This is a genomic window from Achromobacter aloeverae, assembly GCF_004121055.1.
GTDB lineage: Bacteria > Pseudomonadota > Gammaproteobacteria > Burkholderiales > Burkholderiaceae_B > Bordetella_C > Bordetella_C aloeverae.
The window spans coordinates 146,561-161,523 of sequence record NZ_PYAL01000002.1 but is presented as its reverse complement, the minus strand read 5'-3'; the positions used below and the strand labels follow the sequence as shown (position 1 = coordinate 161,523).

General features: G+C 67.3%; 16 protein-coding genes. 11 read left to right on the top strand and 5 right to left on the bottom strand.

Going from position 1 to position 14,963, the window contains the following annotated elements; genetic code table 11:
* Nucleotides 1–139 precede the first annotated feature (139 nt).
* Nucleotides 140–454 carry an ATP-dependent Clp protease adapter ClpS gene (gene clpS / locus C7R54_RS07650; protein WP_094853072.1) on the bottom strand — a complete coding sequence of 105 codons (315 nt, stop codon included), beginning with the start codon at nucleotides 452–454 and terminating at the stop codon, nucleotides 140–142.
* A 223-nt stretch (nucleotides 455–677) separates the two neighbouring features.
* Here clpS and C7R54_RS07645 point away from each other — a divergent pair, with 223 nt between their 5' ends.
* Together C7R54_RS07645 and C7R54_RS07640 are read left to right on the top strand one after the other, a co-directional pair.
* A complete protein-coding gene (locus tag C7R54_RS07645; protein WP_012417758.1) occupies nucleotides 678–923 on the top strand; it encodes a cold-shock protein in 246 nt (81 codons plus the stop codon).
* A gap of 205 nt (nucleotides 924–1,128) precedes the next feature.
* Nucleotides 1,129–1,629, top strand: coding sequence for a DUF192 domain-containing protein (locus C7R54_RS07640; protein WP_129149619.1), 501 nt, complete (start codon nucleotides 1,129–1,131; stop codon nucleotides 1,627–1,629).
* 256 nt (nucleotides 1,630–1,885) lie between these two features.
* Here C7R54_RS07640 and pcaF read toward each other — a convergent pair whose 3' ends face one another.
* The 4 genes from pcaF to xseA form a co-directional block, all read right to left on the bottom strand.
* Nucleotides 1,886–3,091, bottom strand: a complete 1,206-nt coding sequence (gene pcaF, locus C7R54_RS07635) for a 3-oxoadipyl-CoA thiolase (RefSeq protein WP_129149618.1) — start codon at nucleotides 3,089–3,091, stop codon at nucleotides 1,886–1,888.
* A gap of 111 nt (nucleotides 3,092–3,202) precedes the next feature.
* Nucleotides 3,203–4,585, bottom strand: a complete 1,383-nt coding sequence (locus C7R54_RS07630) for a chloride channel protein (protein WP_129149617.1) — start codon at nucleotides 4,583–4,585, stop codon at nucleotides 3,203–3,205.
* Nucleotides 4,586–4,793: 208 nt separating this feature from the next.
* Complete coding sequence (sodB, locus tag C7R54_RS07625; RefSeq protein WP_129149616.1) at nucleotides 4,794–5,372, bottom strand: superoxide dismutase [Fe]; 579 nt, start codon at nucleotides 5,370–5,372, stop codon at nucleotides 4,794–4,796.
* 130 nt (nucleotides 5,373–5,502) lie between these two features.
* Complete coding sequence (xseA, locus tag C7R54_RS07620) at nucleotides 5,503–6,909, bottom strand: exodeoxyribonuclease VII large subunit (RefSeq protein WP_129149615.1); 1,407 nt, start codon at nucleotides 6,907–6,909, stop codon at nucleotides 5,503–5,505.
* A 375-nt stretch (nucleotides 6,910–7,284) separates the two neighbouring features.
* On the opposite strand from xseA, the gene C7R54_RS07615 reads away from it, so the two are divergent.
* The 9 genes from C7R54_RS07615 (at nucleotide 7,285) to C7R54_RS07575 (ending at nucleotide 14,867) form a co-directional block, all read left to right on the top strand.
* On the top strand, nucleotides 7,285–7,950 hold the full coding sequence (locus C7R54_RS07615; protein ID WP_129149614.1) for a MotA/TolQ/ExbB proton channel family protein: 666 nt from the start codon (nucleotides 7,285–7,287) through the stop codon (nucleotides 7,948–7,950).
* Nucleotides 7,947–8,363 carry an ExbD/TolR family protein gene (locus C7R54_RS07610; protein ID WP_129149613.1) on the top strand — a complete coding sequence of 139 codons (417 nt, stop codon included), beginning with the start codon at nucleotides 7,947–7,949 and terminating at the stop codon, nucleotides 8,361–8,363. Before C7R54_RS07615 ends, C7R54_RS07610 begins: the two co-directional genes overlap by 4 nt.
* Nucleotides 8,360–9,424, top strand: a complete 1,065-nt coding sequence (gene lpxK / locus C7R54_RS07605; RefSeq protein WP_129149612.1) for a tetraacyldisaccharide 4'-kinase — start codon at nucleotides 8,360–8,362, stop codon at nucleotides 9,422–9,424. The genes C7R54_RS07610 and lpxK overlap by 4 nt, the downstream gene beginning before the upstream one ends.
* A gap of 10 nt (nucleotides 9,425–9,434) precedes the next feature.
* Complete coding sequence (locus tag C7R54_RS07600) at nucleotides 9,435–9,629, top strand: Trm112 family protein (RefSeq protein WP_129149611.1); 195 nt, start codon at nucleotides 9,435–9,437, stop codon at nucleotides 9,627–9,629.
* Nucleotides 9,626–10,390 (top strand): 3-deoxy-manno-octulosonate cytidylyltransferase, encoded by a 765-nt coding sequence (gene kdsB / locus C7R54_RS07595; RefSeq protein ID WP_129149610.1) that lies wholly within the window; start codon nucleotides 9,626–9,628, stop codon nucleotides 10,388–10,390. Before C7R54_RS07600 ends, kdsB begins: the two co-directional genes overlap by 4 nt.
* A 104-nt stretch (nucleotides 10,391–10,494) precedes the next feature.
* Nucleotides 10,495–11,148 (top strand): adenylate kinase, encoded by a 654-nt coding sequence (gene adk / locus C7R54_RS07590; RefSeq protein WP_129149609.1) that lies wholly within the window; start codon nucleotides 10,495–10,497, stop codon nucleotides 11,146–11,148.
* A gap of 10 nt (nucleotides 11,149–11,158) precedes the next feature.
* Complete coding sequence (locus C7R54_RS07585) at nucleotides 11,159–11,917, top strand: 3-hydroxyacyl-CoA dehydrogenase (RefSeq protein WP_129149608.1); 759 nt, start codon at nucleotides 11,159–11,161, stop codon at nucleotides 11,915–11,917.
* Nucleotides 11,918–12,030: 113 nt separating this feature from the next.
* Nucleotides 12,031–13,587 (top strand): murein biosynthesis integral membrane protein MurJ, encoded by a 1,557-nt coding sequence (gene murJ / locus C7R54_RS07580; protein WP_129149607.1) that lies wholly within the window; start codon nucleotides 12,031–12,033, stop codon nucleotides 13,585–13,587.
* A gap of 272 nt (nucleotides 13,588–13,859) precedes the next feature.
* Entirely contained in the window at nucleotides 13,860–14,867 is a 1,008-nt protein-coding gene (locus C7R54_RS07575; RefSeq protein WP_129149606.1) for a FecR family protein, read from the top strand.
* Nucleotides 14,868–14,963 lie beyond the last annotated feature (96 nt).

The window sequence follows — 14,963 nt, the reverse complement described above, 5'->3', positions numbered from 1 at the left end:
GCTAAACCCCTCTCCCGCGCCGCGAAGGCGAAAACTGCCGAATAAATGTCTTGATTGGGATCAATACATTTATGAAAAAGTTTTTTGGTTTTTAATTTGCGCCGACGTTATTACGCCGGCCCGGCCCGGCGTAGCCCGCTCAAACCGGCTCCATCACGCATTGCAATGGGTGCTGCTTGGCGCGCGCATACTGGCCTACCTGGGCGATGCGCGTCGCCGCGACGTCACGGGGATAAACCCCACATACGCCTCGACCTTCGTGATGAACTTGCAACATGATCCGGGTCGCTTCTTCTTGATTCTTGCCGAAAAATTTTTGCAGCACCTTCACCACGAACTCCATGGGGGTGTAATCGTCATTAAGCAGGACAACCTGGTACATCGGGGGCGGCGCCGTGCGCGCCGCCTCCTTTTCAACGACCAGATCGTGTTGGGTATCCATGCTTGTGCTCATAGCGGCGGTATTTTATTTAAACCTTGAATAAGTGGCACACAAATCGTCCACTTTTACATGTAGAAATGCGTGGTTTCCATACTTGACGCGCAAAAGAAAACAAGCGCATTATTCGCGCAATTCTTGCCGTTTTCAGGCCACTGTTAGCGTCGGGAACCAAAAGGGGGGGGACAGCCCGGCTGGGGAGCCCTTCTGTCAACATACGATTCATGAGGCAGTCCGCATGTCTGATACGACCGCAACCGCTGTCCAGGGGGACAATCCAAAATCAACCGGAACCGTAAAATGGTTCAACGATGCGAAGGGGTTCGGCTTCATCACGCCGGACGACGGCGGCGAAGACCTATTTGCCCACTTCTCATCGATCCAGATGAACGGTTTCAAGACCTTAAAAGAAGGCCAAAAGGTGTCTTTCGAGATCATCCAGGGCCCCAAGGGTAAGCAGGCACTGAATATAACCTCAGCCTGAGCGATCGGGCCTGGTTTTCTCGGCGTCTTCGGGTACCATACGACGAAGGCGGGGCGGCGAACGCCCTGCCTTTTTTGCCGTTCTGCCTGCGCCGTATTGCCTGCGCCCCTTGCCCCCGCTATCGCGGTTCGCTTTCGCGTTTCGCCTGTGCGTTCATATTTGCCTGCGTGCCCGCCCAGCCGCGTGCTTCCTCACTGAAGTAGTCATGATACATACCAGCGCTGCCTTGCCGACCCGATCCAGTTTCAAACGAGGGCGCGGCGCAGCGATGGCCGCCCTGCTGGCGCTTGCCGCCGCCTTCGGCGCCGGCCCCGCCCATGCCCAGGAAGCGAAGTCGGCCCAGCCCGTCTTGCGCACGGTGCAACTGTCGGCCGGCATCCACGTGATCCACGCCGAAATCGCCAACACCGAAGAAAGCCGGCGGCGGGGCCTGATGTTCCGCAAGGCGCTGGACGCCAATGACGGCATGCTGTTCGTGTTCGATGATCCGGACCTGCAGTGCTTCTGGATGCACAACACGCCCTTGCCGCTGTCGATCGCCTTCATCGCCGATGACGGCACCATCGTGAACCTCGCCGACATGGCGCCCGAAACCGACGATACGCACTGCTCCAAGAAGCCCGTGCGTTATGCGTTGGAAATGGCGCAAGGCTGGTTCGCCGACCACGGCATCAGCGCCGGCAAGAAAATCGACGGCCTACCCTGACGTCGCCAGATAAAAGCCCGCTGTTTGGCGTGGGCATAAAAAACCCCAGACACCGTCCGGGGTTTTTTTACCGCCGGGCCGCCCCCAAGGTAAAAGCGCCCCCTCCGGGGGCAGCAAGCGGCGCCAGCCGCGCGGCGTGGGGGCATTTTTACCGCCGGGCCGCCCCCAAGGTAAAAGCGCCCCCTTTGGGGGGCAGCAAGCGGCGCCAGCCGCGCGGCGTGGGGGCATTTTTACCGCCGGGTCGACCCAGGCTACTTCAAACGCGTTCCAGGATGACCGCGATGCCCTGGCCGACGCCGATGCACATGGTGCACAGCGCATAACGGCCGCCACTGCGTTCCAGCTGGTTGACCGCGGTGGTGGCCAGGCGGGCGCCGCTGGCGCCGAGGGGATGGCCCAGGGCGATCGCGCCGCCATTGGGATTCACGCGCGGGTCGTTATCGGCGATGCCGAGGTCGCGCAGGACGGCCAGGCCCTGGGCGGCAAAGGCCTCGTTCAGCTCGATGACGTCCATCTGCTCCAGCTTCAGGCCCGTCAGGGCCAGCACCTTGCGGGTGGCCGGCGCGGGGCCCATGCCCATGATGCGCGGCGGTACGCCGGCGGTGGCCATGCCGACCACGCGGGCGCGCGGCTTCAGGCCATGCCGCGACAAGGCGCCCTCGCTCGCCAGCAACAAGGCGGCCGCGCCATCGTTGACGCCGGATGCATTGCCGGCCGTCACCGAACCGCCCTCGCGCACCACGCCCTTCAAGCGGGCCAGCGCTTCCAGGCTGGTCGAGCGCGGATGCTCGTCCTTGTCGACGATGATGGCGTCGCCCTTCTTCTGCGGCACCGACACCGACGTCAATTCCGCATCGAAGAAACCGGATTGCTGGGCCCGCACGGCCTTTTCCTGGCTGGCCAAGGCGAAAATATCCTGGTCCTCGCGGCTGATCTTGAAGTCGTCAGCAACGTTTTCGGCGGTTTCCGGCATCGCGTCGACACCGTATTGCGCCTTCATCAGCTTGTTCACGAAACGCCAGCCGATGGTCGTGTCGTAGATCGCCGCATTGCGCGAAAACGCCGTTTCGGCCTTGCCCATGACGAAAGGCGCGCGGCTCATGCTTTCGACGCCGCCGGCCAGCATCAAGGTGGTTTCGCCGGCGCGGATGGCGCGCGCGGCGGTGCCCAGGGCATCCAGCCCCGAGCCGCACAGGCGGTTGATGGTGGACCCCGGCACGCCGACCGGCAGGCCGGCCAGCAGGGAGGCCATGCGGGCCACGTTGCGGTTGTCTTCGCCGGCCTGGTTGGCGCAGCCGAAGATGATGTCGTCCAGTTCGTCCCACTGCACTCCGGTGTTGCGGGCCATCAATGCCTTGATCGGCACGGCTCCCAGGTCATCGGCGCGCACCGCGGACAGTGCGCCGCCGTAACGGCCGAAGGGAGTACGGATGGCATCGCAGATAAAGGCTTGCTCGGTCATGGCAGGCTCTCAGTAGATAGGAGCGGAGATGGTAGCGCAGCCCGCTTTGCATCACCGCGATGCAAGGCCTTAACGTCCATTGAATGGACGTCTACAGGATGGACAGCCGGCTCAAGTCCCCGCCGACTGCCGGGCGCGTCCCGTATCGACCAGGATCTGCCGGCGGAAGCGTCCCGCCGCCATGTGATAGAAGGCATGGGGGCTGAACTGGCGCGACACGACCGACGCGACGAGTGCGGCGGCGATCAGCCAGAACAGCATGGGCTGGCTGCCCGTCATTTCCATCACCACCACGGCGGCGGTCAACGGCGCCTGCGTGGCGGCGGCAAGAAACGCCGCCATGGACACGAGCACCAGCACGCGCTGGTCGACCAACCCGCCGGTCCATGACCAGATCTCCTGGCCGATACCGGCGCCGGTGGTAAGCGCGGGCGTGAAGATGCCGCCCGGGATGCCGGCCCAGTAGGACAGCAGCGTGGCCAGCCACTTCAGCAGGCCGAAGCCCTCATGGCCGAAGGGCTGCCCCGACAGGAGCGCCGCGGCCGCGCCATAGCCGGTGCCGTAGATGGCCCCATGCGTCGCATAACCGATCGCCGCCAGCACCAGGCCTATCGCGGCGGCGGTGAGCACCGGGTGGGCCCGCATCCAGGCCCGCCATGGCAAGGGCGCAAGCACCGTCACGCCCTTGCCCAGCAGGCGGGCGAACAGACCGCCCAGCGCGCCGTTGATGACGCCGCACAGGAGCACCCAGCCCAGCATGCTGGGCAAGACGCTGCCGGCGAAGGTGCCGAAATAGGGATTGTTGCCGCTGACGGCCACCACCATGAAGCCGCAGGCCAGTACGCCGATCAACACCAGCCGCTGCCAGCGCAGCGCGGTGCCGCGTCCCAGTTCCTCGATGGCGAAAATGACGCCCGCCAGGGGGGCGTTGAACGCGGCGGCCAGGCCGCCGGCCGCGCCGGCGGCGATGAGTTCGTTGTTGTGGAAACCTTGCAGCGGCAACTGGCGGTTCTTCCAGAACCTGCCCCACGCCAGCATGACGGCGGCGCCGACCTGCACCGACGGCCCTTCGCGGCCGATCGACGCGCCTACCAGCATGCCGGCGAAAGTCAGCGGGATCTTCCAGAGCGCGTGCGCCAGGGTTACCAGGCCGCCCTGCGCTACCGGCCGTCCCTGCAAGGTCAATGCGCCGATCACCTGGGGAATGCCGCTGCCGGCGGCGTAGTTCGCGTAGCGCAGGGTCAGCCAGCGTATCGCGGCCAGGCCCAGGGGCATGACGATGAAGGCGGCCCAGCCGGCGCGCGCCACCCACAGGGCGTTCCATTCCAGGGCGATGTCGGCCAGCCTGGCGAAGGCCAGCGAAGCCAGCGCCACCAGGGCGGCGCCCCCCAGCACCAGGCCAAGCTGCACGCTCTTGCGGGAAAGCCGGCGCGCATGGCGCAACTGCCGGCGTAGACTCAGGTGCAGCCGGCGCGTCAGGGAGGAGGATGGCATGGTCGGGATGCGCCCGGGATAGGGACGTAGCGGGAAAACCGGACAAGATAGCACTTGCCGCGCCAAATTGACCTGAATGGCGTGACGAGGAAGCGGGTCCGCCAAACGTAGCGGCTCGGCCAAACGAAGCAGGCCGGCCAAACAAAAGCCGGTCCCCCTTGCGGAGGACCGGCCCGTGAACCGTTCCGGAAAATCGAAATGCGCCGGATCAGCCCAGGTTTTGCGCGGCAAACTCCCAGTTCACCAGCGCCCAGAAGTTCTCCAGGTACTTGGGACGGGCGTTGCGATAGTCGATGTAGTAGGCGTGTTCCCACACATCACAGGTCAGCAGGGCCTTGTCGGCGGTGGTCAGCGGGGTGGCGGCGTTGCTGGTGTTGACGATGTCCAGCGTGCCGTCGGGCTTCTTGACCAGCCAGGTCCAGCCCGAGCCGAAGTTGCCGGCGGCCGACTTGTTGAAGGCTTCCTTGAAGGCATCGACGCTGCCCCACTTGGCCTTGATGGCGTCCGCCAGCTTGCCGGTGGGCTCGCCGCCGCCCTTGGGGGACAACGAATTCCAGTAGAAAGTGTGGTTCCAGACCTGGGCCGCGTTGTTGAACACGCCGCCGGACGACTTCTTGACGATGTCTTCCAGGGAGGCGTTCTCGAACTCGGTGCCGCCGATCAGGTTGTTCAGGTTGGTGACGTAGGTTTGATGGTGCTTGCCGTAGTGGAACTCCAGCGTTTCCTTGGAAATGCGGGGGGCCAGGGCATCCAGTGCATAAGGCAGGGGGGGAAGCGTGTGCGCCATTGTCGATTCCTTCTTGGTTGAGAGCACGATCACAACCGATCATTGTATCGGCTGTTTTGAGGGACACCGTCTTATCCCTGCGGGGACGCGGGATAAAAAATCGATCTTTGGATATTCGATCCTGGGGTATTCAATCGGCGCCACCGCCGGGCCGGTCCGCCGCGGGTGCGCGGCCGTCTTGCGGCATGTCGAACACGTCGACCACGTCGACGCGGGCGCCGCCCCGCGCGAACTCCAGCGCCAGCCGCTGTCCCGGGGCCAGCGCCGCCGCATCGCGGACCAGGCGGCCTTCGCCATCGCGCGCCAGGGCATAGCCGCGGGCAAGCACCTGGCCGGGATCGAAAGCCCGCAACTGGGCCGATAGCGACTGCAGCCGGCTGCGTCGCGACTCCAGCAGGCGCCTGTGCGCCTGGAGCAACTGACGTGCCTGTCCGGCCAGCGCGTCGCGGGCGCGCGCCACGTCCGGACCGCGGTGGCGCAGGCGTGCCAGTAGCAGGTCCAGGCGCGCCTGCCGCCTTCCCCGCGGCCCCGGCCAGGCATTGAGCAGCCGGTGGCGCAAGGCCGCCAGGCGGTCGGCCTGGTGCGCCAGCCGTTGCTGCGGCGAGGTCAGTTGACCGGCCGCCCGGTCCAGGCGCTGGGCCGCGCGGTCGAGCAGGCGTTGCTGAACCCGCTGTAATTCACGCGCCACGACGCGCACGCGCTGGTACAGCTCCTGGCGCGGCAGGCAGGCCAGTTCCGCCGCGGCGGTGGGCGTGGGCGCCCGCACGTCGGCGACGAAGTCGGCAATGGTGAAATCGGTTTCGTGGCCGACGCCGCAGATCACCGGAATGGCGCTGGCCGCCACCTGGCGCGCCAGCGCCTCGTCGTTGAAGCTCCACAAGTCCTCGATGCTGCCGCCGCCGCGCACCAGCAACAGCGTGTCGACCTCGGCGCGCCGGTTGGCGCTGGCGATGGCGGCCGCCAGCCGCGGCGCCGAGTCGGCCCCTTGCACCGGTGCGGGATAGATGATGACGGGCACCTGCGGCGCGCGCCGCTCCAGGGCCGTCAGGACGTCGCGCAGCGCGGCGGCGTGCAGCGAGGTCACGACGCCGATGGCGCGCGGCAGCAGGACGGGGGGACGCTTGCGCGCCTCCTCGAACAATCCCTCCGCCCCCAGCTTCTGCTTCAAGCGCAGGAAGGCCTCGTACAGGTCGCCCAGGCCGGCCCGCCGCATGGCATCGACCTGCAACTGGTAGTCGCCGCGCGGTTCGTAAAGGGTGACGCGGGCCCGCACCTCGACCTTGTCGCCCGCCCGGGGCATGAAGCCGACGGCCGCCGCCCGGCTGCGGAACATGACGCCGCGCACCGCTGCCTGGCTGTCCTTCAGGGTGAAGTACCAGTGGCCGGACGCCGCGGCCGTGAAATTCGAAATCTCGCCGCGAACCCACAGGGCCGGGACATTGCGCTCCAGGACCCGCCCCACGGCTTGGTTCAACTGGGCAACTGTCAGGATATCCCGCGTAAATACGTCGTCTTTGACCGTAAATTCAATTGTCATGAGGCTTTCCGGGCCGAACCTTTCCACAGGCCAAAGAAATATGGGCTGAATGATACCTCGGCCCGGAATTCTTACGCGACGTTCGCTTTTACTTTATAAACCTTCCGCAACCCATTGATTTCTATAAAAAAAGACCACAAAGCCCTTTTTACCCACTGCCCGCGTACCGACGCGCAGCCCGCATGAATGCGGGTTCCGGCCGATTTCTGCACAGAATTATCCACAGAATCTGTGGATAGATCGCCCATCCGTCCGGGCGATCCCGGCGCGATCGGCCGCTATTGCCAGGGCGGCGTCCGGCCCGTTACAGTTCGCCTTGGTCCCCCCGATTTCCCGCCCTCGGGACGCTAGCCGCGCCCTTCCTGGAGCCCCTCCTTGCTGTCCATTCTTCGCGACGCCGGTTGGCCGATCTGGTTCTTGCTCGCCACCTCGGTCCTTTGCCTGGCCCTGATTTTCGAGCGGCTGCTCTCACTGCGCCGCAGCCTGGTCGTGCCGTCCGGCCTGCTGTCCCAGGTGCTCGACATGGTGCGCAACCGGCAGGACAGTCCCGAAGCCATCAACCGGCTGGAGCGCAACTCCCCGCTGGGCCGCGTCCTGGCCGAGGTCCTGCGCAACCGCCACGCGCCGCGCGACGAAATGCGCGCGGCGGTCGAGGATGCCGGCCGGGCCGTCGCCCATGACCTGAACCGCTACGTGTCGGCGCTGGGCACCATTGCCGTGGTGGCGCCCCTGCTGGGCCTGTTCGGCACGGTGGTGGGCATGATAGACATCTTCGGCTCCTATTCGCCGGTGGGCGGCGACCCCGCGCAACTGGCGCACGGCATCTCGGTCGCCCTCTACAACACGGGGTTCGGCATCCTCATCGCCATCCCGGCCATGATCTTCCACCGCTACCTGCGCGGCCGCATCGACGGCTACCTGCACCAGATGGAACAGGCGGCGGGCCGCGCGGCCCGCATCCTCGGCGGCGCCCGCCGCGCCACGGGGCAGGACGAGGATGGCGGCCTGCGCGAACCCGTCTTCCAGGATGCGCTGTCATGAATTTCGGCGGCTTGCGCTCCCGCCGCGGGGATGAACTGGAGATCAACCTGATCCCGCTCATCGACGTGCTGCTCGTCATCCTGATCTTCCTGGCCGCCACCACGTCCTTCGCCCGCTTCAGCCAGCTCAAGGTCACCCTGCCGCAGGCCGCCGCCGAGCAGCAGGTGGCCGCGCCCATCGAAGTGGCGATCAGCCAGGACGGCCACTACGCGCTGGACGGCAAGCTGCTGGAAGCCAGCACCGCCACGGACATCGCCGCGGCGCTGCGCGGCGTGGCGGCCAACCGCAAGGGTCCCGTCCTGGTCATCAACGCCGATGCGCTGGCCACCCACCAGACGGTGGTCAACGTCATGGAAGCCGCCCGCCAGGCCGGCATCGCCCGCGTCAACTTCGCCACGCAGACCGCCCGGTGAGCACCCTCGCAACCCGCCTGATACAGCGGCAGTGGCAACACGGCGGCTGGCTTTCCAACCTGCTGCTGCCGCTTTCCGGCCTTGCCTGGCTGGCGGTCACGGCCAAGCGCGCCGCCTACCGGCGCGGCTGGCGCGAGGCCTATCGCCCGCCGGTGCCGGTCATCGTCGTGGGCAACATCTACGTCGGCGGCACCGGCAAGACGCCTGTCGTGGTGGCGCTGGTCAAGGCCTTGCGCGAACGGGGCCATACGCCCGGCGTGGTCAGCCGAGGCTACGGCGTCAAGGTCGGGAAACATGCGCACGTGGGTCGCGGCGACCTGTCGGCGGACCGCTTCGGCGACGAGCCGGCGCTCATCGCCCGCGCCACCGGCGCGCCCATCTCGGTGCATCCGGACCGGCCGCGCGCGGCGCGCACCCTGCTCAGCGCGCATCCGGAAGTCGACGTCATCATTTCGGACGACGGCCTGCAACACCTGGCGCTGGCGCGCGATATCGAGATCGTGGTGCAGGACGACCGCGGCGTCGGCAACGGCCGGCTGCTGCCGGCCGGCCCGCTGCGCGAGCCGCCCGGCCGGCTGGCCGACGTCGACGTCATCATCGACAACGTGGCCGATGCCGAGGCCCCGGCGCCGGCGGCGGACAGCAAGCCACGCCGCGTGAACATGTGGATGGAATTGACCGAGGCCTGGCGCCTGCGCGACGGCCAGCGCCGCACCCTGTGGGAGCTGCGCGAGGACTACGCCCAGGACCGCATCGCCGCGGCCGCCGGCATCGGCAACCCGCAGCGCTTCTTCGCGTCCCTGCGCGCCAGCGGCATGCCGCTGGCGGCCACCGTGCCCCTGCCGGACCACTACAGCTACAGCCACTCCCCGTTCCGCCACGTGCCCGCGGACCTCATCCTGGTCACGACCAAGGACGCGGTCAAGTGCCTGGGCCTGGGCGATCATCGCCTGTGGGTGGTGCCGGCGGTGCCGCGCTTTTCCGATCCGCGCTTCTTCGACTGGCTGGCCGGCGCGCTGCAAGCGTCCGCGCGCCCGGCGCAGCCCGCCAATCTGCACTAGAATTCCGCCCATGGAATCCCGACTGCTCGACATCCTCGTCTGCCCCATCTGCAAGGGCCGTCTGAAATACGACCGCCAGCAGGCTGAACTCACCTGCGCGGCGGACCGCCTGGCCTTTCCGGTGCGTGACGGCATCCCCGTCATGCTTGAATCCGAGGCGCGCTCGCTCGACGGCGAGCGCAACGGCGCCAACCAGCCGCAATGAGCTTCGTCGCCATCATCCCGGCCCGCGCCGCCTCCACCCGCCTGCCCGACAAACCGCTGGCCGACATCGCCGGCAAGCCCATGGTGGTGCGCACGGCTGAACGCGCGGCCGCTTCCGGCGCCGCCCGCGTGCTGGTGGCCACCGACGACGAACGCGTGGCGCGCGCCGTCCGCGAGCACGGCATCGAAGCCCTGATGACGCGCGCCGACCATCCCACCGGCACCGACCGCCTGTCGGAGGCCGTGCACGCGCTGGGGCTGGCGGACGATGCCGTGGTGGTCAACGTCCAGGGCGACGAGCCACTCATCGAACCCACGCTGGTCGACGCCGTGGCCGGCCTGCTGGCCGAACGTCCCGACGCGGCCATCGCCACCTGCGCGTGTCCCATCGCCGACGCGGCGGCGTTGTTCAACCCCAACGTGGTCAAGGCCGTCTGCGCCGCCGATGGCCGCGCGCTCTACTTCTCGCGCGCGCCCATCCCCTGGGCGCGCGACGCGTTGGCCGGCGGCGACCGCATCCTGGCGCCCGGCCTGCCCGCCTGGCACCACATCGGCCTCTATGCCTACCGCGCCGGTTTCCTGCGCCGTTTCCCGACGCTGCCGCAAGGCGCGCTGGAACGCTGGGAGGCCCTGGAGCAATTGCGCGCCCTCGAACATGGCCATGCCATCGTGGTGCACCAGGTCAACCAGGCGCCCGCCGCGGGCGTGGACACGCCGGAAGACCTGGAGCGCGTGCGCCGCGTCTACGCAAATCGGTTATAAGGGCCTATCCCAACAGGCTCGCCCGGCGGCAGCGGCGCAACCCGCCCCGCATTGCGGCATAATCGGCCCGATCACAAAAATACACACCCATCCCAGGAGCTTTCATGCGTCTCATCCTGCTCGGCCCCCCTGGCGCCGGTAAAGGCACTCAAGCCGCTTTCATCACCCAGCACTTCGGTATTCCGCAGATTTCCACCGGCGACATGCTGCGCGCGGCGGTGAAGGCGGGCACGCCGCTGGGCCTGGAAGCCAAGAAGATCATGGACGCGGGCGGCCTGGTCTCCGATGACATCATCATCGGGCTGGTGCGCGACCGCCTGACCCAGCCGGATTGCGGCAAGGGTTACCTGTTCGACGGTTTTCCCCGCACCATCCCGCAAGCCGACGCGCTCAAGGATGCCGGCGTCAAGCTGGACTACGTGGTCGAAATCGAAGTTCCCGAAGACGACATCATCGAACGCATGAGCGGGCGCCGCGTGCACCCCGCCAGCGGCCGCAGCTACCACGTGCGTTTCAATCCGCCCAAGGCCGAAGGCAAGGACGACGTCACCGGCGAACCGCTGGTGCAGCGTGACGACGACCGCGAGGAAACCGTGCGCAACCGCCTGACGGTCTACCGCAACCAGACCCGTCCGTTGGTGGACTACTACGCCGATTGGGCCAAGAGCGACACGCAGGCGCCGCGCTACCGCAAGATTTCGGGCGTCGGCGCGGTCGACGAGATCAAGGCGCGCCTGTTCGCCGCCCTGCAAAGCTGAGGCCCGCCCCATGGAAATCGCCAACAAGGTATTCATCGTCACGGGCGGCGCATCGGGACTGGGCGCGGGCACCGTGCGCATGCTGGTGGCCAACGGCGCCAAGGTCGTGATCGCGGACCTGCAGGACGAAGCCGGCGGCAAGCTGGCGCAGGAGCTGGGCCAGCACTACGTGCATTGCGACGTCACGCAGGAGGCCGACGCCAAGGCGGCGGTGGCCGCCGCCGTCGCGCTGGGCCCGCTGTTCGGCCTGGTCAATTGCGCCGGCGTGGCGCCCGCCGCCCGCATCGTCGGCAAGAATGGCCCGCACCCGCTGGACCTGTTCCAGAAGGTCATCTCGATCAACCTGATCGGCGGCTTCAACATGATGCGCCTGTGCGCCGAAGCCATGGGCGCCAATACGCCCGAGCCCACCGGCGAGCGCGGCGTGTTGATCAATACGGCCTCCGTCGCGGCCTTCGACGGCCAGATCGGCCAGGCCGCCTACGCCGCGTCCAAGGCCGGCGTGGCGGGCATGACCCTGCCGATAGCGCGCGACCTGTCCAAGGTCGGCATCCGCTGCATGACCATCGCCCCCGGCATTTTCGGCACGCCCATGATCTTCGGCATGCCGCAGGAAGTGCAGGACTCGCTGGCCGCCAGCATCCCCTTCCCTGCCCGCCTGGGCCGTCCGGAAGACTATGCCAAGCTGGTGCAAAGCATCATCACCAATGACATGCTGAACGGCGAAACCATCCGCCTGGATGGCGCCATCCGCATGCCGCCCAAGTAAGGCCCGCGGACGAGCGCGACCGCGCCGGCCCGGCGGTTCCCCGGCTCCCGGGGACTGCCGGGCCAGTTTCACCGCGACGCGCCGTCACCCCTTTCCCTGCGCCGCCATCCGCCATGAGCCTGTTGCGCTCCGCCTCCACGGTCAGCAGCTTCACCTTGCTGTCGCGCATCGCGGGCCTGGCCCGCGACATCCTGGTGGCGCGCGCGTTCGGCGCGGCGCCGCTCACCGACGCCTTCTGGGTCGCCTTCCGCATCCCCAACCTGCTGCGGCGACTGTTCGCCGAAGGCGCGTTCGCCCAGGCCTTCGTGCCCATCCTGGGGGCGGCGCGCGCGCAGCATGGCGACGCGGGCGTGCGCCCCTTGCTGGACAAGGTGGCGCTGCTGCTGACCGTGGCGCTGATGCTGGTCACGGCGATCGGCATGGTGGCCGCGCCCTGGGTCGTGACCGCCATGGCCAGCGGCCTGCGCAGCGGCCCCGGCTTCGACGGCGCGGTGTGGATGACGCGGGTGATGTTCCCCTACATCCTGTGCATGTCCCTGGTGGCGTTCGCGTCGGGCGTGCTCAACACCTGGCGCCATTTCGCCGTGCCGGCCTTCACGCCGGTGCTGCTCAACATCGCCATGATCGTGGCCTGCATCTGGCTGGCGCCGCACTACGACCCGCCCGTCTACGCGCTGGCCATCGGCGTGCTGGCCGGCGGCGTCCTGCAACTTGCCATCCAATGGATAGCACTGGTTCGACTGGGCATGGCGCCCCGCTACACGGCCCGCCTGGGCGAGGCATGGGCCGACCCGACCGTACAGCGCATACTCAAGCAAATGCTGCCGGCGACGCTGGGGGTCTCGGTGGCGCAGATTTCGCTGTTGATCAATACCAACATCGCGACCTGGCTGCCCGCCGGCAGCGTCACCTGGCTGTCCTATGCCGACCGCCTCATGGAATTTCCCACCGCCATGCTGGGCGTGGCGCTCGGCACGGTGCTGCTGCCCAGCCTGTCGGCCGCCAACGCCCGCGCCGACACCCAGGCCTACAGCGCCTTGCTGGATTGGGGCCTGCGCCTGACCCTGCTGGTGGGCCTGCCCGGGTCGGTGGGCCTGGCGCTGTTGTCGGACGGGCTGGTCGCCACCCTTTTCCACTACGGCGCTTTTTCCGCCCACGACGTGGCCCAGACCCGCATCGCGGTCATGGCCTACGGCGTGGGCCTGATCGGCCTGCTGTCGGTCAAGATCCTGGCGCCCGGCTTCTACGCGCGCCAGGACATCCGTACGCCAGTCAAGGTTGCCGTGCTTGTACTGGTGCTGACGCAGTGCCTGAACCTGGTCCTGGTGCCCCGCCTGGCCCATGCCGGCCTCGCCCTGGCCATCGGCCTGGGCGCGTGCCTGAACGCTCTGATGTTGCTGGCGCTGTTGCTGCGCCGTGGCGCTTACCGGCCAAGCCCGGGTTGGGGCGTATTCGTCCTGCGCCTGGTCCCGGCCCTGCTGGCGATGGCCGCCGTGCTGCGCTACGCCAACCATCACCTGGACTGGATCGCCCTGCAGGCGCATGGCACCCGGCGCCTGCTGTGGCTGGCCGCCGTCCTCGCGGGCAGCGCCGCCACCTACGGCGCCGTGCTGCTCCTGTGCGGCGTACGGCCGCGTGATTTCGCGCGCCGCGGAAAGGAATCGCCCTGAACCCGCCGGCGGCACGGACGAACCTATGCCCCTGGGCCCGTCCCCGGAATTAAGCCTATTTCAATAAATTTCCGTATATTTCTGCCCTGGTGCTCATCCGCAAAGACGAGAATGGACTAGTTCTCTTTAAAATCATTGGGGAAATTGCCCGATAGCTTAGAAAACGCTTTAATATTTACAATCAGATTTACAATGCAATATCCCCTCATACCGACTGAGCCCGCCCTGGAACGCCATTGAGACAGGACGCAATACCGGAACCCGCTTCGCCCGTGGCAGACCAGGTTGTGAACTGGCTGCTGCTGTTGCGTTCCGGCCGCGCATCGCCTGCCGATTACGCGGACTTCATGGCATGGCGGGAAGCGGACCCCCTGCATGAGAAGGCCTGGAACCAGCTGACCTCGGCGCTGGGGTCGTCCTTTGGCCGACTGAGCGACTACTACCCAGCCGGATATTCCACCCCCGCCCAGACGGCCGCCGGCGTCAGCCGCCTGCCCGTCGCGCCAGCCCGATCGGCGGGCCAGGCGCCCCTGGTGCCCCCCAGGCTGGCCCGCGGTCCGCTGCGGCGCCGCCTGCTGGCCGGCGGCGGCGCCCTGGCGGCGGGCCTGGTCGGGCTGGGCCTGGTCAATGAGCTGTACCCGCTGAAGAATCTCTCGGCCGATGCCGCCACGGCGACCGGTGAACGGCGCCAGTACCTGCTGTCCGACGGCAGCCAGATCCTGCTGGACGCGCGGACCCGGGTCGAACTGGACTTCGCCGGCCCCACGCGCAATGTGCGGCTGCTGGAAGGCGCGGTGACGGTGTCCGTGGCGAAGGATCCCAACCGTCCCTTCTATATCCATACCGAACAGGGGTCCGTGCGGTCCCTGGGCACGCGCTATATGGTGCGCCAGCAGATGCGCCGTTCGCTGGTGGTGGTCCACGAGCACGAAGTGGAAATCGTCACAAGCGGCCAGGCGCGCGCGACGGTGGCGGCGGGCACCGGGGCGCGCTTCGACGGCATGCAGATCGATACCCCCCGTGCCGAGCTGATGGCCGACGCGGCCTGGGAGACGGGCTGGATCGCCGTGCGCAACCGCCCCCTGGCCGATATCGTGGCGGCCTTGCGTCCCTACCGCAGCGGCGTGCTGCGCGTCTCGATGGCGGCTGGCGGCCTGCTGGTCACCGGCCAGTTCCCGCTGGACGACTCCGATGCCACGCTGGACACACTGGCGCGCACGATACCCATTACAATCAGGCGCTTGCCCTGGCTGGTCACCATCGACGTCCTGCAGGCCTGAGACACGTGCAGGGCTGAGACAACACGCTCGACAAACGCTTGCATAAACGTCGATCATTGTTATAATGTTGAGCTTTGCCGAATTCTTAACTAAATA